The sequence below is a fragment of the Paenibacillus sp. V4I9 genome, from assembly GCF_030817295.1.
Taxonomy (GTDB): domain Bacteria; phylum Bacillota; class Bacilli; order Paenibacillales; family NBRC-103111; genus Paenibacillus_E.
Window position 1 is genome coordinate 1,193,428 of the sequence record NZ_JAUSZE010000001.1, and the last position, 23,879, is coordinate 1,217,306.

The 23,879-nt window shown below is 45.5% G+C and carries 19 protein-coding genes; 15 read left to right on the forward strand and 4 right to left on the reverse strand.

Annotation, left to right across the window (positions count from 1 at the left end):
* Complete coding sequence (locus QFZ81_RS05845) at positions 1-591, reverse strand: GNAT family N-acetyltransferase (RefSeq protein WP_307601904.1); 591 nt, start codon at positions 589-591, stop codon at positions 1-3.
* Positions 592-818: 227 nt separating this feature from the next.
* Here QFZ81_RS05845 and QFZ81_RS05850 point away from each other — a divergent pair, with 227 nt between their 5' ends.
* From QFZ81_RS05850 to QFZ81_RS05875, 6 genes are all read left to right on the forward strand, one after another.
* The gene (locus QFZ81_RS05850; RefSeq protein WP_307446975.1) at positions 819-1,799 is read left to right on the forward strand and encodes a phosphotransferase; all 981 of its coding nucleotides are present in this window, start codon (positions 819-821) and stop codon (positions 1,797-1,799) included.
* A 15-nt stretch (positions 1,800-1,814) separates the two neighbouring features.
* Positions 1,815-2,720, forward strand: a complete 906-nt coding sequence (locus QFZ81_RS05855; protein WP_307446973.1) for an aminoglycoside phosphotransferase family protein — start codon at positions 1,815-1,817, stop codon at positions 2,718-2,720.
* 149 nt (positions 2,721-2,869) lie between these two features.
* The gene (locus tag QFZ81_RS05860; RefSeq protein ID WP_307446970.1) at positions 2,870-3,667 is read left to right on the forward strand and encodes a glycosyltransferase family 2 protein; all 798 of its coding nucleotides are present in this window, start codon (positions 2,870-2,872) and stop codon (positions 3,665-3,667) included.
* An 11-nt stretch (positions 3,668-3,678) separates the two neighbouring features.
* Positions 3,679-4,725 (forward strand): glycosyltransferase family 2 protein, encoded by a 1,047-nt coding sequence (locus tag QFZ81_RS05865; protein ID WP_307446967.1) that lies wholly within the window; start codon positions 3,679-3,681, stop codon positions 4,723-4,725.
* A 4-nt stretch (positions 4,726-4,729) separates the two neighbouring features.
* The gene (locus QFZ81_RS05870) at positions 4,730-5,473 is read left to right on the forward strand and encodes a glycosyltransferase family 2 protein (protein WP_307601906.1); all 744 of its coding nucleotides are present in this window, start codon (positions 4,730-4,732) and stop codon (positions 5,471-5,473) included.
* A gap of 730 nt (positions 5,474-6,203) precedes the next feature.
* Positions 6,204-7,643: an NAD-dependent malic enzyme gene (locus QFZ81_RS05875; protein ID WP_307446960.1), complete on the forward strand. Its 1,440-nt coding sequence runs from the start codon at positions 6,204-6,206 to the stop codon at positions 7,641-7,643.
* 369 nt (positions 7,644-8,012) lie between these two features.
* Here QFZ81_RS05875 and QFZ81_RS05880 read toward each other — a convergent pair whose 3' ends face one another.
* Positions 8,013-9,272: an MFS transporter gene (locus tag QFZ81_RS05880; protein ID WP_307446956.1), complete on the reverse strand. Its 1,260-nt coding sequence runs from the start codon at positions 9,270-9,272 to the stop codon at positions 8,013-8,015.
* Between the two features lie 30 nt (positions 9,273-9,302).
* Positions 9,303-10,091, reverse strand: a complete 789-nt coding sequence (gene asd, locus QFZ81_RS05885) for an archaetidylserine decarboxylase (RefSeq protein WP_171647720.1) — start codon at positions 10,089-10,091, stop codon at positions 9,303-9,305.
* A gap of 588 nt (positions 10,092-10,679) precedes the next feature.
* On the opposite strand from asd, the gene QFZ81_RS05890 reads away from it, so the two are divergent.
* Positions 10,680-10,976 (forward strand): transposase, encoded by a 297-nt coding sequence (locus QFZ81_RS05890; protein ID WP_307446951.1) that lies wholly within the window; start codon positions 10,680-10,682, stop codon positions 10,974-10,976.
* 69 nt (positions 10,977-11,045) lie between these two features.
* On the forward strand, positions 11,046-12,305 hold the full coding sequence (gene nagZ, locus QFZ81_RS05895; RefSeq protein WP_307446948.1) for a beta-N-acetylhexosaminidase: 1,260 nt from the start codon (positions 11,046-11,048) through the stop codon (positions 12,303-12,305).
* 48 nt (positions 12,306-12,353) lie between these two features.
* Here the strand turns inward: nagZ and QFZ81_RS05900 are convergent, their stop codons facing one another.
* Positions 12,354-13,454 (reverse strand): YheC/YheD family endospore coat-associated protein, encoded by a 1,101-nt coding sequence (locus tag QFZ81_RS05900; RefSeq protein ID WP_307446946.1) that lies wholly within the window; start codon positions 13,452-13,454, stop codon positions 12,354-12,356.
* Between the two features lie 285 nt (positions 13,455-13,739).
* Here QFZ81_RS05900 and QFZ81_RS05905 point away from each other — a divergent pair, with 285 nt between their 5' ends.
* From QFZ81_RS05905 to QFZ81_RS05935, 7 genes are all read left to right on the forward strand, one after another.
* Positions 13,740-18,410 (forward strand): WIAG-tail domain, encoded by a 4,671-nt coding sequence (locus tag QFZ81_RS05905; protein ID WP_307446943.1) that lies wholly within the window; start codon positions 13,740-13,742, stop codon positions 18,408-18,410.
* A gap of 214 nt (positions 18,411-18,624) precedes the next feature.
* A complete protein-coding gene (locus QFZ81_RS05910) occupies positions 18,625-19,344 on the forward strand; it encodes a sugar phosphate nucleotidyltransferase (RefSeq protein WP_307446939.1) in 720 nt (239 codons plus the stop codon).
* Entirely contained in the window at positions 19,344-20,348 is a 1,005-nt protein-coding gene (rfbB, locus tag QFZ81_RS05915) for a dTDP-glucose 4,6-dehydratase (protein ID WP_307446935.1), read from the forward strand. The genes QFZ81_RS05910 and rfbB overlap by 1 nt, the downstream gene beginning before the upstream one ends.
* The gene (gene rfbD / locus QFZ81_RS05920) at positions 20,345-21,211 is read left to right on the forward strand and encodes a dTDP-4-dehydrorhamnose reductase (RefSeq protein ID WP_307446932.1); all 867 of its coding nucleotides are present in this window, start codon (positions 20,345-20,347) and stop codon (positions 21,209-21,211) included. The genes rfbB and rfbD overlap by 4 nt, the downstream gene beginning before the upstream one ends.
* A gap of 7 nt (positions 21,212-21,218) precedes the next feature.
* A complete protein-coding gene (locus QFZ81_RS05925; protein WP_307601908.1) occupies positions 21,219-22,313 on the forward strand; it encodes a CgeB family protein in 1,095 nt (364 codons plus the stop codon).
* 15 nt (positions 22,314-22,328) lie between these two features.
* Positions 22,329-23,549, forward strand: coding sequence for a CgeB family protein (locus QFZ81_RS05930; RefSeq protein ID WP_307446927.1), 1,221 nt, complete (start codon positions 22,329-22,331; stop codon positions 23,547-23,549).
* A complete protein-coding gene (locus tag QFZ81_RS05935; RefSeq protein ID WP_307601910.1) occupies positions 23,512-23,814 on the forward strand; it encodes a hypothetical protein in 303 nt (100 codons plus the stop codon). The genes QFZ81_RS05930 and QFZ81_RS05935 overlap by 38 nt, the downstream gene beginning before the upstream one ends.
* The last annotated feature ends 65 nt before the right edge of the window (positions 23,815-23,879 follow it).

The following is a 23,879-nucleotide window of genomic DNA, read 5'->3' on the forward strand; positions in this document are numbered from 1 at the left end:
TTAATCACTTACTTTATTTAAAAAACCTTCTAACCGCTGTTTAACTTCAGGCCATTCGGTATCGAGGATGCTAAACATGACAGTGTCACGTATATAACCATCGTGAAGGATACGATGTTGACGAAGAATACCCTCTTTTTGGGCGCCTAATCGAGCAATGGCCGTTTGAGAGCGTTCATTCCGTAGGTCCGTTTTTAGTTGGACGCGGAGAAGGTTTAATGTTTCGAAAGAGTGGTTCAGGAGTAAATATTTACATTCGGTATTGACGCGTGTACGCCACACTTGGGAATTGTACCAGGTATGACCGATCTCCACATTCCGATGTAGGGCTGAGATATCGAAGAGACGTGTGCTGCCGACGAAAGCATCGATATGCTTGTCGTAGACGCTGTAAGGGATGCCCAGTCCTGCCTTTTGTTCTTCTAGTGCTTGGTGAACAAACTTCTCCACATCTGCGGAACTAAGAAGCGGCGTCATATATGCCCATATGTTTGGGTCAGCAGCTGCTTCTAGTAGGCCGGTTATATGGGATTTTTGCATAGGCAGTAGGGCGACACGCTCTCCTTCTAAAATAAGAGGTTGTAGATTCATTGGGAATGTTCTCCTTGTCATTGGGTAGTTTAAATGAGTTTTTAGTTAGCATAATTGAAAAGTGGAGTAATAGAAAGATCCAATTTAGGATACGAAGGTGGTGATCCCTTTGGGGTATTGATCAAATATTTGGATTTTCCACCAAGGGTATGGACACCAATCCGTATCAACATTAATAAATTGTAAAGAGGCAATGCTTTATAGGGCTTTTAGGAAGGAGACGTTTCATGGCTAGAACGCATGGCTATCGATTAATTTTCAAAAACATCGCTCGTTCCTATGGATTTTCTATCATAAAGACCCGCTCCTACTCCTCACAGTATAAAAAAACTGCCGCATTCAGGGTAACGACGAACAAAGGATCTTATATGATTAAACCTTTTATAGGATCGAAAAGCCGTCTAATCCAGCTATCATCCTATGCGGTTAAATTGCACAAAAGAGGCTTTCACGGCATGCCCAAATGGCTAAAAACCCGTTCGGGGAAATATTGGGTGCAGGAGGGGGGGAAGCTTTTTTACTTAACCGATTGGATCGAGGGCAGTAAAATGAGCAGAAGCAAGAAAGATCTTGTCAAGTTGGGGAGAATGTTAGCCAGACTGCATTCCGTTTCGCGCAGCTTGAAGCTTCCTCGCCAACCCGATTCGGTTACGCTGCGCAATAGGAAAAAATATTACGCATTCCTGAGGCGAGTGAAGATGCTTCGGAGAAAGCCTACCAAAGCGGGAACTTGGTTTAGGCATCATGGGGATCTCTGCATGGAATTAAGCCGAGATGCTATACATTCGCTTGGAGCATCAAAAATTCGCTCCATGTTGAGGGAGGAATGCCGGCATCCCTCCCTCGTACATGGGGATGTTACCGCAGCAAATACCCTGAAATCGAAAACCCGTATTTATTTGATCGACTGGGATTTAATGAAACGCGGCTCTAGTTATTACGATTTGGTCGTAGCACTTACCAATACGGCGGGATTTGAACCTTCAAAAATGGCAGCTTTCCTAAAGGGGTATGAAGAGGTGCGCCCGCTTCGCCGTAGAGAGAAAAAGCTGATCAGCGCCCTATACCGCATCCCCAGAGAGGCCTGGTATGTCTGCCAATATGCTATGAACGGACGTAAATATGGTACCCTTTTAAATGTTTTAAATAAAACCTGGAATAATAGGCTAACAGCCATCAAGTGGATTGACACCTGGTCTAGGCAGTAGTGAGGGAGGGTTAACATGCCGTTATGGACTGATTTCAATAAGGATTTCGGCTTACAGGTAAAGAGGAAAAAGAAAATTCGAGACGTCTACCAAGTCTTCACTACAACGGGACGTACTCTTTGTTATAAACCTTATAAAACCGGGAAAGACGAGGTTGCCTTTATAAGAAAACTTTTTGTACATCTTGACAATAAAGGTTATCGGTATGCCCCTAAACCTGTTGAAGGCCCCGGCCAGAAGCGTTGGGCCTTTCACCGGGGCAAATATTGGCTGCTGACCAATTGGGTGAGGGGGCGGTCACCGAATTTCACCCGAGAATCGGAGCTCATGAAGGGGTTCCGAACCCTTGCAAAATTTCATCGCCTGGCGGAAGGAGTTACTACAGAAGGGATACCAAAAGGCAGAATCCGCTATGACGAATTGTACCGGCGGCCAGGTAAATACCGTTCGGAGATTAGACGTTATGGTGGTCGTCTCGACCGTTTTATCGATTGCTGCCATAAGGCTGAAGCGTTCAGCCAAAAGCCGGCTATTGCTAGTGCTATAAAGATGGAACGGAAAGCAGGGGCTTTTTCCCACGGCGATTACAATTATCCTAATTTAGTATTGGACCGTTCCAATCATCTTCATCTGATTGATCTGGAGAATGCGTCTATGAACGTAAGAATGATAGATTTAGCCCATATTTTATACCGGAACTATCCTTGGAACGGCAGAGGCGTCCTGAAGGGAATCGAGGAGTATGACCGGAAACGTCCCCTTTCGGCTGGAGATCGGCATTTGTTGTATATGCTGCTCCTGCTCCCCTATCCCCTTGTCCGTGCCATGAAACAATTTGGAAATCACTACCATCGTCATATTGAGCTTCCATCATCCAGCAGACTTTCGAGTTATAAGAAAACTTTGCGTAAGATATTATAAGTATTTACTGAAAAACGTCCGCATAAAGCTGGCGTTTTTCCTGTTTTTATGCATCTGTACCTAGACCTGTACTAATGCCGTTACATATATCATTCAGGGACATACAATGGGGTAAGACAAGAAGAATGCTAATCTTGGAGGTGTATTGTTTGACGTTACCCAAAAGAGTCAGTGTCGTAGAGAAGAATACCTCTACCCCGCAGCGTATCCATAATTCCAAAAACCCAGAAGTTTCTGTCATTATACCGCTTATGAATGAAAGACGGACGATCGCCAGGGTCATCGCTAATGCTCGAAAGGTTCATCCTAAGACAGAGGTTATCGTAGTGGCGAACGGATCACGGGACGGCTCCGGCCAATTGGCTAAACAAATGGGGGCCAAAATGATTACCTATAAGAAGGCTCTGGGCCATGATGTAGGAAGAAGCATAGGGGCGAAAGCAGCCAAAGGAAATGTTCTTTTGTTTCTGGATGGAGACATCATCTTATCGACCAATTCATTGAAGCGACTGGTTCATGCGGTAAAAAACGGCGTGGATGTCGCCTTAAACAAATATAACGGCACGTTGGAAAGAAAAAATGTCCACAGTGTCGTTCTTTCCAAGTACGCGTTAAACAACATGTTGTCCTTACCTCACCTGAAAGGTGCTTCTTTAACGACTATTCCCCATGCCCTAAGCCGCAAAGCACTGGAGAAAATCGGAGCGGAGAATTTGACGGTTCCCCCCAAAGCGCAGGCCATCGCAGCTAATAAAGGTTTGGTGATTAAAGGTGTCCACTATTTTGAAGTAGGCAAAACGAATCCACGAAAACGCCGAGGTCCAAATGATCCGTTGAAAAACTTAATTATTGGGGATCACCTTGAAGCTATTCAACATCTATTGGACAAAACCGATCGCCGTGGAGGAATGACCGATCTAGACCGGAATAGAAAGATGGTGAAATAATGATAAGGGCTGTGAAGTCAAAATTAAAATCAAAACGGACCTCCCAATCCACCCGACCTCAAATGAATACAAAAGAGATCAACAGATGGAAAAGAAAGGCCTATGAGGCGGGATCACATTATGGCTCCCGCTTCGAGAAAGAAACCGGAGGCTTTGAGCAAGCGAAATCAGCGATGAATCATGATTGGAACAAATGGGCATCCCGTCTTCCCCGGGCATTAAGCACAACACTTTATCACTCCGCAGCGCGTAAGTTTTTCAAAGGATTTTATTCGGAAATCGGTGAGAAATACACACGATTGGTCCCGCTTCCCACAGATAAGAATGTCGCTGCCATTCTAAGCGTTAAGAACGAGGATGACACGATTTCCAAGGTGCTTGACGAGCTTGAGTACCTTCCTTTTCACGAGGTAATCGTAGTGGTTAACGGATCGAATGATAAAAGCTTCGAGCGCATTAAGGAACACCCTGCCGCACCGATCGTGCTCCACTATGAAGAAGCGCTTGGACATGATGTCGGGAGATCGATAGGAGCCAAAGTCTCTCAGTCGGACATTCTTTTGTTTCTTGATGGGGATATCCGGATTTCCTATAAAAAGCTTATCCCTTTTATACAGTCGGTTGATAAGGGAACGGATGTTGCGCTCAACGACATAAGCCCTTATATCTATAAATTACTTCGCCGTGACGCGGTATCGGTTGTTAAAGAATTCGTCAATCGGGCAATGGGAAGGGCCGACTTAATGGCGAACTCCATGACAGCTATACCTCACGCCCTCTCCAGGTCAGCTGTGGAGACCATAGGTTTGGAGAATCTGTCCGTACCGCCTCTCGCTCAAGTGATTGCCATGAAAAAGAAGTTAAAAGTGAAGGCTCCGGCCAGCATAAACGTTCTAAATATCAATCGAAGATCAAGTATCAACCACGGGCAGCATAATCCCTTGACCCAATTGATTATCGGCGACCACCTGGAAGCCTTGCATAAAGTCATGTCGCGCCGTGGCAAGAGGCTTAGTTTCAAAGATAACATGCGAAAAAGGCATTTGGCGGGAGGCTAGGTAAATGAACAATATTAAAACAAGCATCATCATTCCTAGCTATAACGGACTGGAGCTGTTAAGAGAATGTGTAGAGGCCATCCGTAGCTATACACACGAAGATTATGAAATTATCGTAGTGGACAACGGCTCCGAAGACGGGACTCCCCAATACTGCTTAAAGGAAAAAATCCGCTTGATCTCCCTTCCTAAAAACAAAGGGTTTCCTGCAGCGTGTAATCTGGGTCTTAAGATAGCGACTGGAGACGCACTTCTCTTGCTGAACAACGATATTGTTGTTACCCACAACTGGTTATCCAATATGCTAAACTGCCTTTACAGCAGCGAACGCATCGGTATTGTTGGTCCCTATACAAATTACGTGAGCGGCCGGCAGCTGAAGGATTCCGGCTATACGGATTTATCCCAGTTTCACGAAATTGCCGCCACAGTCAATATGCAGAACCCGGAGCTACGGATGCCGCTCAACCGATTGGTAGGCTTATGCTTCCTTTTTAAAAGGGAAGTGATGAACAAGATTGGCTTATTAGATGAACAATTTACACCCGGCCATTTCGAGGACGACGATTATTGTTATCGCGCCAGGTTAGCTGGATTTGAGCTTATGCTGGCAGGGGATGTCATCGTTCACCATCACGGCAGCAGAAGTTTCAACAAGATGGATAAGGAAAAGCTGTCCAAATTGGTTCACAAAAACCACAAAAGGTTTCTCGAAAAATGGAAAGTGGATCCGCTGCAGTTTTTATAAGAAGCTTCATGTTCCACTTATTAAGGTCACTTTCTCAGTGCGGTAAAGTTCTATCCTTGCTGCCATAAAGACGCCTCTTAGAACTCACCAGATTACCAAGGGGCTTTTTCAGTACGAATGACAAGCCGACAAGAATCGGCGATTTCCCTGGAAATCGCCTTAATAAACCCGCCATAGGCGTTCATGAAACCATATAACCCATGTTTTTGACGATCGCCTGTTCCATCTTAGTCATGCTATCGATGACTTCTTGCACTTCACTTGTCATAACATATGCAGTCGGTGCATTGGTAGACTGGGCAAACGTCTATACCGCCTGAATAAAGACATACGATCTAGATCGTTTGGTCTGCAAGTGTATCACACGCCCTGATTTGGCTACACATATGATTGTGCCACGAATGTATGCGTAAGAAAGCCAAAGCAATGCTGAACAGAAAATGAAGGCAGGCCCTTCGGAGCAGCTTTCCACCCTCTTCGAGAGGGTGGAAGTGACGCGGGGCTACATTTGTTCGGTTGGTGGCGGGGGGATCCCCGCAGCTACACCCCCTAAGCAGCCGCATGGGTTTTTCGCACTTCACCGATGAAATTCGCCGCGGCGCTTTCGCTCCTGCGATATGTTTATGAAATTGTCACAAAATGACCAATATGATTTTTGGCAAGGCTGACATTGTATGCTATGATCTAACATGATGGTCAATTAATTATCTTCTTAGGAGTGATCCTTATTATGGCGGGGTTAAATGGTGGAGGCACAAGCGTTATTGTGCGTTTGGAAATACATAAAGAATTGGTCACGTTCGGGAAAATTGCAACAGCTATAGGTGAAGCAGGCGGCGATATCGTCGCGATTGACGTAACACGAGCTAGTAAAACAACAACAACGCGCGATATTACGGTAAAAGTTAGCGACCCTGAACATACGGAATCCATAACTAAAGTGTTGAAGGATATTCCTGGCGTCCGCTTAATTAACGTTTCAGATCAAACGTTTCTCATGCATTTGGGCGGCAAAATCGAAGTAACTCCGAAGATGCCCATTAAAAATCGGGACGACCTATCCCGTGTATATACACCGGGGGTTGCTCGCGTTTGTATGGCTATTCATGAAGACCCTGCTAAAGCACACTCATTAACGATAAAACGGAATACGGTTGCAGTTGTGTCGGATGGTACAGCGGTCCTAGGTTTAGGAAATATCGGTCCGGAAGCGGCGATGCCGGTGATGGAAGGGAAGGCCATGCTGTTCAAGCAGATGGCGGGGGTAGATGCGTTCCCGATTTGTTTGGACACGCAAGATACCGAAGAAATTATTCGTACGGTAAAAGCGATTGCACCAGCATTCGGAGGTATTAATTTAGAAGATATTTCATCGCCTCGTTGCTTTGAGATTGAGGAAAGATTAATCAATGAACTCGATATTCCTGTGTTCCACGACGATCAACATGGAACCGCGGTAGTTATTCTTGCAGGGCTGCTCAATGCTGTTAAGCTCGTGGGCAAGAATTTGGAAGATTGTAAAGTAGTTATCACAGGCATTGGAGCTGCAGGGATTGCCTGTACGAAGATGCTGTTAGCTGCCGGGGTTACCAATGTTATCGGTGTAGATCGACAAGGCGCAATCGTACGCGGAGAGAGCTATACGAATTCGGCTTGGGAATGGTATGCAGCCAATACGAATCCTTTTTTACAAAGAGGACTACTGTCTGATGTTATATCAGGTGCTGATATTTTCATTGGGTTATCGGGGCCAGGTGTACTTAAGGCTGATGATGTGAAGAGAATGGGCACGGATCCGATCGTGTTCGCGATGGCAAACCCAACTCCGGAAATTACTCCGGAAGAAGCTGAACCTTATGTTCGTGTGATGGCAACCGGCCGGTCGGATTACCCGAATCAAATTAATAATGTTCTTTGCTTCCCTGGGATTTTCCGCGGCGTGCTGGATTGCCGTGCTTCACGCATCACGCAAGAAATGAAGCTGGCCGCAGCCAAAGCCATTGCATCGGTAGTGAATGAAGATGAGTTGAACGAATATTACATTATTCCAAGTGTATTCAACACGGCTGTTGTTGAAAAGGTAAGAGAAGCGGTCATGGAAGCCGCCTATGAATCCGGTGTGGCCCGCCGCCGCAACCAGCGTGAGACACATGATGCACACCACGAATAAGTCGTTATGAATTAGCAGTTCGGTACACCTCGATGAGGTGATCCGAACTGTTTTTTCGTTCTTCCAAGAAATGATATTTGGGGTACAGTCGGTAGATGGTAGATAGCTGCGTGATGCTCAAAACCACACTAGATCCAGTTTTGCAGCAAATGTTGTTTGAACAGTTCCTTAAAAGTCTGGCGGAGGAAGGAGGGGGCTACGGCTGGAGGAAGTGTTGGTATGCCACAACCCAAGAATGGGTTATAAGGTAGCAAGGTAATGGGTTAGCAACAAGGGAATGTACGAAATCACCCTACATGTAAATATATGTATACGAAAAAACCTTGTTTCAGCAGCTGATGCATTCAGCTGCCTAACAAGGTCTTTTTGCTAGTTAGTTTCTTCTGTCCATTGTCTTAGCTTGCGATCCGAAGGGAGAAGGAAAGTCAGGATGCCAAGGAGTGGTAGAAAAGCACACATTTCCATAACACGCGTCGTGCCAATGGTGTCGCAGAGATTGCCAAGGACGACACTCCCGATGCCGCCCATTCCAAAGGCTAAGCCTGTAATTAAGCCAGATACAGTCCCGACCTTCCCAGGAAACAGCATTTGGGCATACACTACGGTAACAGAAAAGCTGGATAATAGTATGATACCGATAATCACAAGTAAAATGTAAGCCCAAGTTATCGACACATGGGGTAACAGCAAAGCAAACGGTGCTGAACCAAGCATGGAAAAGAAAATGAGATTACGCTTACCGAAGCGGTCTGCGAGCGGACCGCCAAAAAATGTTCCAACCGCTCCTGCCGCTAGGAACAAGAAGATAAAGTCCTGTGCGCGGTCGATTGACATGCCGTATGTATCCTGCAAGAAAAAGGCGAAATAGCCGCTCATTGCTGCTCCATACCAAGAACGGACGAACACAAGAAAAATAAGTAGGCAAATCGCAAACATGACTTGTTTGCGACGCTGTGGGTTGACAGTGCGTTGAACGATTGTCTTAGCTTTAACCGGTGTGGCTAGGAGCACGGATTTATACCAGCGAGCAATATATAATTGCACGGCGATAGCTACAGCTGCTACGCCTGTGAACCATATGGAACCGAATAATCCAAGCGGAATGAAAATCCATTTGGTCATCATTGGGGCCAAAGATTGGCCGGCGTTACCGCCAACTTGGAAAATGGATTGAGCAAGACCTTTGCGACCTCCCGCGGCCATGTGAGAGACACGAGATCCCTCCGGGTGGAAGGCGGCTGAGCCAAGACCTACAAAGCAAACAGACAATAACACGACCCAATATGAATGTGCGAATGCGAGCAGCAGCATACCCGTAAGGGTGGAGGCCATGCCAATCGGCAGCATATAGGGTGAAGGCTTGCGATCTGTGTATAAGCCAACAACCGGCTGCATAATGGAAGCCGTGAAGTTAATGGCGAACTGCACCCAACCAATCTGTGCATAGCTTAGTCCCATCTCGCTTTTTAGTATGGGAAAGATAGCAGGAATGACAGATTGAATCGAATCGTTGAGTAGATGGACAAGACCAATTGCGAATAAAATACGATATACGGTAGGTTTGACGTCTCCGGTACTATTTAAGCTCTTGGAGCTTTGTTCGGGAGATGATGCTGTAATGGACGCCATGGTTCTCTCCTCTCCAGTGACAGATCCCTTTTATTTTTCTAGGAAACGGCCGAGGTCTTCTCCCATTTTAACTTTAGAACCAAGCTGTAGATCCGGGCGAGGCTCAAACATATCATCTTCAAAAAGGAGAACAACTGTTGAACCAAACTCGAAGTAAGCTAATTCTTGACCTCGCTCGAGCGTTTTGGGAAGAGGCTTCACGTATTGAATAGAACTTACGTTAAGTGCTCCAACCTTCACCACTGCAACTTCACCGGCATTGTGCTGGATAAAGGTGATTAACCGTTCGTTACGACTAAGTACTCTCTTCATATGACGAAGGCCAAACTCATTCACAGGATATACTTTCCCAAGCACATGCTCGCTCTCAAGCACATCACCTGAAATCGGCGAATGAATGCGGTGGTAGTCTGTAGGACTAAGGTACAAAACAAAATAAAAGCCATTCTTATAGTTGACCGTACGAGGGGAACGATTAAGCAGCTCTTCGATGGTGTAGTCTTGACCTTTGACATTCACAATCAAGCCTTCCTTAATGTCGCCGATACCTGTAATGCTGGCATCAACAGGACTTACAACACGAGATAGGTCTTCGTGAATAGGGCGTAACCCTGGCTTTAATCTGCGTGTGAAAAAATCATTCAAAGATTTATAATCCTGTAAATGCTTCTCAGCATCTTCGATGCGTATTCCGTAGGTTTGGGCAAAGCGAGGAATGAAGATCCGGCTTGCTTTGGATCTGGCAAAAGCACCTGTCACTTGGGACACCCATTTGCGTGAAGACAGCTCCGTTAGCAATCGAAAAAATGGTTTAGACATAGATTAAAAAACTCCTGTTCATTCGTGTTTAGGAGAGACTTTGATCACTGATCACTGCTCCCTTCATGCGGAGAGACTTTGATCAAGATCAAAGATTCCTATAAATTGTTCTTCGCTAATCTTGCCACAGAAAGGTAAAAGAATCAATTGTCGAATGAGGAAGGAATGCAAGGTAAGCGCAAGAAAAAAACAGCCTAATGGCTGTTTGAGGTGGAATATGCTAGCTTTGCTTATAATCCCCGCACGTATAGCAGGTAGCGAGGTTAACGGAGATGGGAACAGAGGAGCCGGCGAACTTGATACATTGGACAGGGGTTCGAGATGAATGATCAGAAATACTCGTACAGGACTTGCAGCTTGCGATTAGCTCAAAGGAAGCATCTAAAGGCAGCGAATACTGTAAGACGATATTCTTCTTCATTGAAAAGACCTCTTTTCCTTGAATGGATGCGAGCCGGATCTTAGCAGGAGAAGCCTTAATGTAAACGCTTTACTTTCAATATTAATCATATCATAAAATGGATCAATATGCCTTTGGTATTTTAGGAAAGGAAACCGTCAATGCTGTTGATGAGGTGAAATAACAACATGTCTATTATAATCGTGGTACTTAGTATTCTGATTCCGATCAGCATGCTAATAAGTGCTTGGCTGTTCACAATGTGCCGAACTGTATATCATGTGCTGGCAGTGGGGTGTGCCTATGTGTTTGGTATCATTAGCGTGCTCGCTATATATGAGATTTTAAGAGATGAGACGGTATTTATGACAAATATTCACGGCGTTTTTCAAAATGGGCTATTCCTGTTAAGCGGAGCTTACTTGGGATGTTATGGGATTTACACGTTACTGAGATGGACGCTGAAGGAGCTTAGAAGCGAATAATCTATCATGCAACAATTTTAGGTAGAAGAACGTTAAGAAGGAAAGATCCAAAAGGAAAGGTAGATGTAGATGAAACGAGATTTACCTTTGTTGATCAGGGGCGCTGTGTTCGCAGCTGCGTTTTCACTGCTCTTAACTGGCTGTTCGTCGTCTCACCCTGGAGACAGTCCATCTTCCTCAGCACCCGCCGCGACACCGCCGAGAGTGGAAGCTACGCCGACACCAACACCAGTCGCAACAAGCGGTGTTGTGACGATGACGCTAGAAGAAAAGCTAGGACAGATGATTATAGCGGGAATCGATGAGTACGGTATGAATGAACATGCACGCGAACTGATTGAAACTTATCATGTTGGCGGCATTATATTATACAAGCCTAATGTCAAAAATACGACTCAGCTGGTAGGTCTAGTTAATGAATTGAAACAGACGAATGCTGTGAATAAGCTTCCGCTTTGGCTGGGTGTAGATGAAGAAGGCGGCAGAGTGACACGGTTACCGGATGAGATTACGAAAACACCGTCCAGCAAAGACATCGGTAAAACGGGTCGTCCTGTGCTCGCATATAATATCGGCCAACTACTTGGGAAAGAACTAAATGCCTATGGCTTAAATATGGATTTCGCACCCGATCTGGATATCAATAGTAACCCTAATAATCCGGTCATTGGTGATCGTTCATTCGGATCTAACGCTTCTATCGTGAGCAGCTTTGGTGTTCAAATGATGAATGGACTGCAGAAACAACAGGTTGTCCCTGTTGTAAAGCATTTTCCAGGGCATGGTGATACTTCGGTAGATTCGCATGTGGGACTGCCGATCGTCCAAAATGACCTCGCACGCTTGCGTAAGCTTGAGCTGGTTCCGTTCGCAGAAGCTTTCAAGCATCAGGCTGATGCGGTCATGGTCGCTCATATTCTGCTGCCTAAAGTGGATGCTCAGAATCCTGCTTCGATGTCGAAAAAGATTATGACAGATCTTTTGCGTAAGGAAATGGGGTTTGAGGGACTCATCATGACAGATGATATGACAATGGGGGCCATCATCAAAAACTATGATCTGGGTGAGGCCGCCGTAAAATCTGTTCTTGCGGGGGCAAATATCGTTATGGTCGGTCATGAGTATGAGAAGGTCGTCACGGTCATAGACGCACTGCGAAAAGCCGTTCAATCGGGGCGAATACCGATGGAAACAATCAACCAAAGTGTTCGTCAAGTCACGAAGGTGAAACAGAAATACCAACTACATGATCGTCCGATTAAAGTTCCTGATACGAAGAAACTGAACGCTGAGGTGCAAAGTGTACTAGGGACAAAAGCAAACAAATAACACCGTTTCTGCGGGTACATTCGCAGCACGGTGTTTTTTTTTGCGCGATTAAAGTGGGGGGATGCCGCCATCTAACAAGAATTTTGCATAGGCGATAGGATTAAAAAAAGTAGCTTTCCATATCTCCTGCATGTTGGCTTCAAGGAAGCTGTAGCGTTGATCTTTCCCGTTGCATTCAATAAATAATGGAAATCCATCGCTTGTGATCCCTACATCGAGCCCGATATCAGCTAAGTAGGGCAGTTCTGTACTAAGATGCCGGGCGACACGCAGAGAGAAGTCGGCAATTTGGTGTAAGACTTCCTCTTGATTAAGGTGAGGGTATTCGGTGGAAAGAATATCGGGTAAAGTTCGCACTTCTCCACCCTGCGCTACATTGGTGAGAAAGAGCTTACGTGATGCGACTTTCGCAACTATACCTGTTATCCCCCATTCGCCAGATGCCCCGCGTTGAGCAGATATGCGAAGGTCGAATGGTCGGCCATCAAAAGTAGCCAGAGGCAGGCGCTGCTGAATCATGTAGGTATGGCTTTGGATTTTGCGTCGTAAGGTCAAAGGAAGGTAATGACGGAAGCTTACTGTCCGCCAGATTCGGTTACTGATCTTCATGCTTGCCGGGTAAATGAGCTTCCATCTTCTGACATGGCGATCCATCTTCATCACACCACGCCCAATGCTAGAATTGGTTGGTTTAATAATGAGAGAATCGTAGGCTGACATCATGATTTTCATATTTTTCATGGTAGCTGGATAAGTCCCTGGCAGATGGGGGCGAATGCTATCATTTTTCAGCAAAAGATCGTGAATGCGCAGCTTGCTGTAGCGGTTCCATCTATTAAACAAGATTACGCCTCGTTTTGTCCATTCTTCCAGTTTCTGATAAGAAGTATGGTCCAAATAAATCGCTCGATTATGGATAACCTTGGGGAGATCCAACCATTTTAGCTCATAGCAGAGACCTTCTTGTATATAGGCGTGTACCTTCATCTTATTGATTTGGACATCCTGAAGGCGGAAATAACAAGGAGTTACACCGTATTGTTTGCCAGCTTCCTCGTAATATTGAATAGCTTCATACTTTGTATTCCCTAGGGGAATGCCTGCGTATAAGGAATCGTTGACTAAAATACCCACATAGGGATTCGCCATCTCCTTCACTCCTTCTCCTTCAGAGGGCTTGGGTTTGCTGAATTTGTGACTCCTCCTCAGTTTATGGAAAAGCAGGGTTGCTTGTTTGTACGGATGCTGATACCTTCCAAGCAGTAATGGAGCAAATGCCCACGCTTTGCCTTTTAATCCGCATATGTATAGAGAGTAGTTGGTGGATTCGACCATTTATCTAGGTTAGCGCACATTTTCTCGGGCTAGCGTACCTATCGGGCGGAGACTGAATATGTTACAAGTGACTAATTCTTGGAGAATGGAGAGGAGTCTATGAGTAAGCGTAAGAGCAGCAGAGTAAGACCTTATGTGCAAAAAGTGAACTCCAGCAGGGTGAACGAACTTGATTGGATAGATGAAATTGAACCAGCATCAGCTCCAGTCAAGCAAGAGAAAGCCGAGAAAGTCGAGAAAGTCGAGAAAGTGGAACCCGTTCATAAAACGGTAACGAGTGATCCACATCCGCCTGTCAAAGGGAATGTAAAATCCCCAGTAGAAACGAGCAAAATTAGCAAGCAATCCAATCAAATGAAGGTTTCCACTACTTCCACCGCTCCCCCACCGCCGCTGTTAATGCTCTCTGAAAGGAAAACGGGGAAATTTGTAAACCCTGTCGTTTATACAGATGATATTGTCGAAGAAGCGATAACATGGGAGAAAATTGCTAATCGTTCTGTCGATGAGAGTAAGATCAAACCACTCAGTATCGGCACTAAGGCGCTGAAGGATTTTGCGATCGAGAATTCGAAGCTTGCTCCGGGAAGTGTAACAAGAGATAAGATCGCTAATCAAGCGATCAACGATGAACATATTGCTCCGCATAGTATCTTGGGTGATAAAATTCAGGATGAATCCATTCCGGGCAGTAAACTGCTGGACAATAGTATCACAGCCGATAAACTGGCCGATCAAACCATTGATTCTTTAAAAATTGCTCACGGTTCCATTCTTCCACAACATTTGTCTGAGTTGATCATTACGAGCGAACTCATTGATAATCAAGCTATCACTGGTGAGAAAATTCATAGTGGCGCCGTGCAAGCAAAGCACTTGTCCAATTATATTATTGATACCGCCAAGCTGACGGATGCTTCCGTCACAACGGATAAGTTAAGAGATCAGGCTGTGACCGAAGAGAAAATCGCCAATGCGAGCATTACCTCTGTTCATTTTCAACCACAAAGTATTTATGGAGAACACTTGGCTAATGGCAGTGTTCAGAGCCAGAACATTGCTCCGCGTCAAATTGAAGCAACGCATATTGCTGATTTTGCTATTGAGAGCTTTCATTTGCAAAATGAGTCGATCACAACAGAGAAGCTGGCGTGGGAATCCGTCAATCAGGATCAGCTTGCGGATATGGCTGTATCGAGCGGGAAGATTGCTCCACTAGCGATTGAGACGAAACATTTGCAGGAATCCTCTATTTATGGTGAACATATTACCGATGAAGCAATTACCAGTCGTCATATCGCTGCAAGCTCGATTCATGCGGAGCATATTGCGAATGGCGCTATATATGCAAGTTTGCTTTCGGATGGAAGCATAACATCGGATAAGTTGGCAGAAAAGCTCATTACGGATAAACATATTCATCCTAACGCTATTCAAAGCCAGCATCTTGCGGACGCTATCATTGCGAACTCGAAACTGCAAGATGGGTCTATTACATCAGCTAAATTGGTAGAGGATCTTGTTGAAGGAAAGCATATTCGCAGTCAAACGATTGGTAATAGGCATTTGATTGATGGTGAAATAACACCTTCAAAGCTTCAAGATGGAACCATCACATCTTCTAAATTAGCCGAAGGCTCGGTTGAGGGAAGACATATTAACGCACAATCCATACAGAATGCACATTTGGCAGATCATATCATTTCTACGGCTAAGCTCGAAGCGGGTTCTGTGACGAGTGAGAAATTAGCGGAGGGCAGCGTAGATACTTCGAAGTTGAAGGAAGACAGTGTTACTTCAGATAAAATCTCTCCGAGTTCGATCAAAACAGGACATTTGCAAGAAGGCATTATTAGCAGTATCCATTTGAAGGATGTAGCCGTACTAGGTCAGCACATTACCCATCAGGCAATTGGTAAAGAGCATCTTCAGAATGGGATTGTTACCGGGGATAAGTTAGGGCTAAATGTGATTCGTTCGGAGCACGTCGTAGATCAAGCAATTGGTGAGAAACAAATTGCTTGGTTAGCGGTTCGGCGCGAACACATAGCTGAGGAAGCCATTACAACCCTTCATATGCAAGATGAAACAATTACAACGAGTAAAATCGCGGAAGAGGCTGTAACAAGCAGCAAAATGGCCTCAATGTCTGTAGAAACTCGCCATTTACAAGAAAAAACTATTAATGGACTGCACATTAAACCAGGTGCAATAACGTCCGAACATTTAGCCCAAGGCTCAATCAATATTGGAATCTTCGCTGACCGAAGTCTGGAAGGAAGCAAACTTGTCGAACAATCGATTACTTCTGAAACACTTGCTCAAGGAGCCGTTACAGAAGAGAAGCTAGCAAAGGGAGCGGTTGGAACCCAGCATCTGCAAGCTGAATCCGTATCGTCCCGTGTACTCCAGGATCGAGCAGTTACAACGAGGAAACTGGAAGACCAAGCGGTGATGGAAGCCAATCTAGCAGATGCGAGTGTGACTAGTCGCAAAATTACAGTGAAAGCTATCAATAGTGAGCATATCGCTGACGGGGCGATTACAGCGGCTAAGCTGGCTAATGAAAGTATTCATGGCAGCAAGCTAGTGAGCGGCGCGCTAAGTGGAAGACATTTGGCAGACGGTGCTGTCACGAGTTCCAAAATTTCAACGCTTGCTGTAAATAGTGAGCACTTAGTGGATGGTGCTGTAAGTAGTTCGAAGTTGGCATTGGGCAGCGTAGACAGTACGAAGCTGTCTCTAGGATCAGTTGCGAGCAAACATCTGTCTGATGGCGCTGTGGATGGTGCAAAGCTAGGTCTTGGGGTTGTTGATACGGAACACCTGGCTAACGGTGCGGTTGATAATGATAAGCTTGCTGCGAATTCGGTAGATGGGAGCAAATTGATACTTGGCGCTGTTAGTAATTATCACCTAGCGGATAATGCGGTATATGGAGCGAAGCTGGCGACAGGCAGCGTAGACGGCAGTAAGTTGACAACGGGCCTGATAAGGAATGAGCATCTGTCAGACGGTGTTGTAGATGGTGTGAAGTTGGCAGCAGGCAGTGTGGATGGGACTAAGTTAATGGTTGGTTCGGTTCATCGGGAACATCTCATTGATAGCGTTGTAGATGGATCGAAGCTGGCGGCAGGCGCTGTAAATAATGAGCACTTAGCGAATGGCATAGTGGATGGGTCTAAGCTCGCAGACAGCAGTGTAGGAAGTAGTAAATTAGCTCAAGGAACAGTTGGCAGCGGTCACCTCATTGATGGCTCTGTTACGAGTGCGAAGCTGGCTGCAGGTACTGTTGACAGCAGTAAGTTAGTCACTGGTGCCGTGAACAGTGATCACATCGCTATTGGATCCATCAATGCTACGAAGCTAGCCGCAAACAGTGTGGACAGCAGCAAGTTAATGGCAGGTGCGGTTACGAATGAGCATTTGGGAGACGGAATCATCACAAGCAGCAAGCTGGCGCCATTCAGTGTGGATGGCAGCAAGCTGGTGTCTGGCGCAGTTAGTGGTTTTCATCTCTCAGAAGGTGCTGTGGATAATACGAAGCTAGCCGCAGGCAGTGTAGATGGCAGCAAGTTGACAGCTGCATCCGTCAACAATGCTCACCTTATCGACGGAGCTGTAGATGGGGCTAAGCTGGCCGCAGGCAGTGTAGATGGCAGTAAGTTAACGGCAGGTGCTGTAAGCGGCGATCATCTTGCTGATGGCGCATTGTATGGCGCGAAGCTAGCAGCAGGAAGTATTGATGGCAGCAAGTTGGCCTCTGGCATTATCAGCAACTATCATTTGAGCATTGGCAGCGTGGATGGAAGTAAGCTCATCGCGGGTTCGGTTACGAATGGACATCTGGCGGACGGTGCAGTGGATGAGGCGAAACTGGCTGCTGGCAGTGTGAATGGTAGTAAATTGGCCAATGGCTCGGTGAGTGGTGAACATCTTGTCGATCATGCTGTTTCAGGTTCGAAGTTGGCCCCAGGCAGTGTAGATGGCAGTAAGATTACAGTTGGCGCAGTAACTAAGGAGCATCTGGCTGAAGCCGCGGTAGATGGTAACAAGCTGACGGCAGGCAGTGTGGATAGCAGTAAATTGGTAGAGAGCGCGGTAAGGAATGAGCACCTGATGGACGGCGCTGTGGATGCAGCGAAGCTTGCAGTAGGAAGTGTAGATAGCAGTAAGTTGGCGTTTGGAGCAGTGGACAGCAGTCATTTGGCACCCGGTTCCGTAGACGGATCGAAGCTGGCTGCAGGCAGCATAGATGGCAGCAAGTTGGTTGCCGGCGCAGTGAATAGCAGCCATCTGGCAGACGGTGCGTTGGAAGGATCGAAGCTGACGGTTGGCAGTATTGATGGCAGCAAACTGGCCTATGCGGCTATTAGCAACTTTCATATTGCGAGTGGCAGCATTGACGGATCAAAGCTGAAACCAAGTGCTGTAAGCAGTGAGCACATTGCAGATGGAACGCTTTCCGTAACGAAGTTAAAGGAAAATGTTGTGCAAACGCCAAGTACACAAAAAAATATTACGCAGCAGTTTGGACTCGTTCCTTTCGAAATGAAAATTCAGGATGAAATGATCGACGTGGAAGTATACTTCGATGAGAAGTTTGCGGATGAAAATTATGTGTTGACGGCGATGACCAATCACCAGGCTTGTTATGTATCTGTGAAACAAAAATCGATGGAAAACGCGGTAATATCGGTTATACGTGCCAAGTTTTCACCGGATCAACAAGGTATCGTGAATTGGATTGCGATCGGCAAGAAGTTGTAAATGAAGAGGGTTCAGTTGATTAATAAAACGGCTTGTGTCGCAGATACTGCGAGCTAGCCGTTTTTTGTTGTTTAGCGGCGTTGTTTTCGTGTGGTTGAATGACCAATTTTTGAATCAGGGGTATTCGTCCAATTTCCATATATCACGAAAGCATATGATTAAAGAAGTGGATGTGGCTACGCACCATTATAATGCTTGGAGAGGGGGATGTCTTGTGAAGGGTGTTGTACTGGCGGGAGGAACGGGAAGCCGCTTGCGTCCTCTGACGAACATCATCAATAAACATTTGCTTCCAGTCGGTGATTTGCCCATGATTCAATATGCCATTGAGAAATTAAGAAAAGCTGGCGTTCAAGATATTTTATTAATCACGGGGAAACAGTCTGCAGGGTTGTATTTGGAGTACTTGGGCAGTGGAGAAACGTTTGGTGTCCGTCTTACCTATAAGCTCCAAGAGAAAGCAGGAGGGATCGCTCAGGCACTGGCGCTTGCGAAGGAATTCGTGCTGACTGGTGAGAAATTCGTCGTTCTTCTTGGTGATAACTTGTTTGAAGATTCATTAATTCCGATGATTGACACCTTCGAGAAGCAGGAAGAGGGAGCGATGGTCATTCTAAAGAAAGTGGCTGATCCTAGAAGATATGGTGTTGCAAAAATGAAGGGTGACATCATTGAACGGATTGAAGAAAAGCCGGAGCATCCGAGCTCATCTTATGCGGTTACGGGTATTTATTTATTTGATTCTACGGTGTTTGACATTATTAAAAACCAAAGACCTTCCAAACGAGGCGAGCTGGAAATCACCGATGTGAACAATGTGTACGCAGCTGCTGGCACGCTTACTCATGGGTACTTTACAGGATGGTGGATTGATGCCGGGACACATGAATCTCTCTTTCAGGCCACTCTTTTTGTGAGGAAGGAGGACAGATAATGTCGGTGATTCTTATTACGGGTGGTATGGGGTTTATTGGAAGTAATTTTATTCATTACTGGAAAAGGCAGCATCCGCAAGATCATTTGATAAATGTAGATTTGCTTACTTATGCGGGAAATAAGGACAACGTTGCTTCTTTAGATGGGCAAGCAGGTTATCAGTTTGTATACGGCGATATTGGAAATGAAGCCTTCATGAACGAGCTAATGAAGCAAGGGGTCGATGTGGTTGTACATTTTGCCGCCGAATCCCATGTGGATCGAAGCATTCATAACCCGCGCAGCTTTGTGCTTACGAATGTAGCAGGGACACAATGCTTATTGGAGGCAGCTAGACAGCATCAGGTCAAGAAGTTCATTCATATTTCGACGGATGAAGTTTACGGATCACTAGGTGAGGAAGGTGCTTTCACTGAAACGACACCGCTAGCCCCTAATTCTCCTTATTCCGCAAGTAAGGCTGGTTCGGATCTGCTAGTTAGAGCCTATTATGAAACCTATGGTTTTCCGGCTGTGATTACTCGCTGTTCTAATAACTATGGTCCAAGGCAGTTTCCTGAAAAGCTCATTCCGATGATTATTACCCGTGCCCTTCGCAATGAGTCTATTCCGATCTACGGTGATGGCATGAATATACGAGACTGGTTGTATGTGGATGATCATTGCTCCGCGATTGAGCGGGTGATCATGAATGGTGTTCCTGGGGAGGTTTACAATATCGGCGGACAAAACGAACGCTCCAATGTGAATGTCGTAAAGAGCATTTTGAAAGAGCTAAACAAATCAGAGGATTTGATCCAATTCGTAGCGGATCGACTTGGACATGATCGGCGATATGCGATTGATAGTACTAAAATTCGTTGTCAGCTAGGTTGGGAACCGTCCTATTCATTTGAAACGGGACTCAAAAAAACGATTGATTGGTACGTGCAGGAACACGAGTGGTTCTCACGTATTGCAGACAGATCTTATCGTCAAGTCAAAGAAGCTGATCTCACATGAAAATATTAATTACCGGTGCCGGAGGACAGCTAGGGTATGATCTCATCCGCGTTTTCCGACCTGTTCATGATGTAACAGCTTGGCGAAGAGACCAATTAGACGTCAGTGATGAGAAGAGAGTCATGGATATTCTTCTTCAGGAACACCCTGACGTTGTGATTCATGCGGCTGCTTACACGAACGTAGATAAGGCGGAAATGGAGACGGAGCTAGCCTATGAAGTGAATGCGATGGGAGCCCTGCATATAGCAAAGGCTTGCGAACAAATCGGTGCCAAGCTTATATATGTCAGCACCGACTATGTGTTCGATGGAACGAAGGGAACACCTTACGATGAAAAGGATATCACCAATCCAAACAATGTGTATGGCCATTCCAAGCTTCTTGGAGAGAAATTCGTCAGAATGACCTGCTCGAAGCATTTTGTCGTGCGAACTTCCTGGTTATACGGAACCAAGGGAGCTAACTTTGTTACCAAGGTATTAGAAAAGGCAAGATCAGGAGGGCCGCTTTCTATCGTGGATGATCAATTCGGTTCGCCTACTTATTGCTTGGATCTGGCGATCTTTCTTCGAGAACTCGTTGAAACGGACAGGTACGGGATCTATCACGCTTCGAATCAAGGGGTTTGTTCTAGATATGAATTCGCCATACACATTTTGAAAGTAGCGCAAATGGCGCATGTTCCATTAATTCCTATTCATTCGGATCTATTTCCGATGCCCGCTGTAAGACCGATGTATTCGGCCTTTCATCATAAAGCGATTTCAAACAATGGGTTTACCCCCATGAGAGATTGGAAATCGGCGTTGAACTTTTTTCTGCAAGTTGACCATTATTATCCAGCCGCAATAGATAAGTAGGTGTGATATGAGTAGGAGGAACGCTGACAGTTCGGCAATGGGGAGAGAACGAGGATTCCGAGCAGGTCATGAGCATGGACTCCGGATGGGGAGGTGCCAGTCTGTTCTTGATAGGGTAATACCTGCCCTTATACCGCTCAGAGAAGCAAGAGTGTTATTTATTGTTCAAGGATTCGATGCAATAGATCAAGGGATTATTCAAGGGCTAAATGAGACGGTTCGAGAAGTGTTTGTCGGATCTGCTGCGGATATGCTTCGTTTGGCGGGGGAGCTTCAACCGAACCTCGTTCTAGTCATGAATGGTCTCCATGTCTTTCCGGCTGATCATACGGACCATGTCGATCAAGTGAGACAGATGGGCATACGCACAGCGATTTGGTTTGCTGATGATCCCTATTTTACCGATCTTACGGCCTCACTTGCTCCTCACTATGATTACGTGTTTACCCATGAAATGAGCTGTGTAGCGTTTTATCGGGAAGTTGGTTGTAGGCAGGTCCATTACTTACCCTTGGCGGTCAATACAACGGTATTTAAACCCTTACAGGTTGATCCTGCGTATCACAGTGATATTTGCTTCATTGGAAACGGCTTTCCCAACCGGATCGACCTATTCAACCAGTTAACGCCCTTCTTAGTAAATAAAAAGGTGCTGCTGGCCGGTGTTTTATGGGACCAGTTAAGTCAGTATGAGCTCTTAAAGCAAGGGATTAAGCTGCATTGGATTCCTATCGAGGAGTCTGTGAAATATTATAGCGGCGCTAAAATTGTCATTAACGTACATCGCCTAACCTATCACGAAACGTACAGCAAAAATAGTAGAAACATTCCTGGTCATTCGATTAATCCTAGAACGTATGAGATTGCTGCATGCGGCACGCTGCAAATAACGGACTACCGTCACGATTTGGATCTTTATTACACACCAGGTCAAGATATCGAGACCTTTCTTAATTCGGCTGAGCTTATCCAGAAGATGAAGCATTACTTGAGTCATGAAGAGGATAGGCTGCGAATTGCGATAAGAGGCTTGCGAAGAACGATAAACGAACATACGTTTGCAGATCGGTTAGTGAAGCTGATGGAAATTGTATTTGCCTAGAAAGGAGTCGAATAGATGGCCTCAGTCGATAAGCGCCGTGCCAGGAAACGGGGATGTAAGAAGGGTTATGAAGCTGGCTATAACAACGGAGTCCGGTTGGGTCAATGTGAAGCAGTTATTCAAAAAGCGATTCGGGATCGGGCACCAAATCCCGTATGGGATGTGCGCGTGTTGTACGTTACGTCGGGAAAAGGCTATCCTTATGTGCCCTTGGATCATGCGATAATTGGCAGCTTGCGTCCTTTGGTTCGCGAATTGATTATAGGAAACTGCGATGATGATCAGTTCCGCATCGGGAGCCCAGAGGCAAACCTTGAAACGCTTGCTGCTGTCTATCAACCTAATCTAATGATCATTCTAGATGGAATGAATTTATCTCTAGATGTGGTAGATCGCATTCGTAGTATGGGTATCCGCACAGCCGTATGGCTTACTGATGACCCCTATTACACGGACTATACTGCCTCTTATGCGCCCCACTACGATTTCATGTTCACGTTGGAAGTGAATTGCGTTTCTTTATATCAGGAAATGGGTTGTGCTCAGGTTCACTACTTACCCCTCGGATTTAATCCGGAAATGTTTCGGCCAAAGCCTGCTCCTATAAGAAAACAGCAAGATATTTGTTTTATTGGATCAGCCTATTGGAACAGGGTGGCGATGTTCGATAAGCTTGCTCCCTATTTAGCAACCAAACGGATCTTCATCTCTGGCAATTGGTGGGAGCGTCTGAAGCAATTTAAGCTGCTGGCGTCACAAATTCAACTTAATACTTGGATGCATCCGGAGCATACAGCGAATGCCTATAACAGAGCCAAACTGGTCATTAATATGCATAGAGCCTACGATGATCAGGCTTATAACAATAATAGCCGAGGCATAATAGGGGCTTCACCCAATCCGCGAACCTTTGAGATTTCTGGCTGCGGCACGCTTCAAATAACAGATATACGCGATGACCTGGTTAACTTCTATACACCGGATTACGATATTGTGACCTATGCTTCGCCAGAAGAACTGATGGAGAAAATGAACTATTACTTGACGCATGAAGAGGAACGTAAACAAATAGCTATGCGAGGATTATATCGTACGATGCGAGATCACACCTATGCGAATAGGCTATCTAGCATGCTCGCGATTATTTTTGGACATAAGGATGAGAACGCTAGTCCTACGGTGAAGGAAGCTGAGGTGTATGGCATTGATCAAAAAGATAAAAGTTCGAAAGCTTAGGTCTAAGATAAATATTCGAAAAAAGAAACCCGCTACGCAGACCAAATCTCGCTTAAAGAAGAAGCTGATTGTCAAAAAAAAGCCTCGCCCCAGTCGTCTAGCGAAATCGGCCAGACTTAAACGAAGACGTCAATTGATCAAGAAACGAAGGAAATCGCATGAGGTCCGTGCATACAATAAGGCCTTCGATAAAGCCTACAATAAGGGCTACAAATTAGGCTTTGCGCAAGGATATGCTTTGGAGCAAGAGCAGCCGGTGGTTTAGTCCATGAGCTATCGCCAGTGTATTCAAAAAAGGAGGTGAATTCCATACCTGGTTGTCGTAACGGG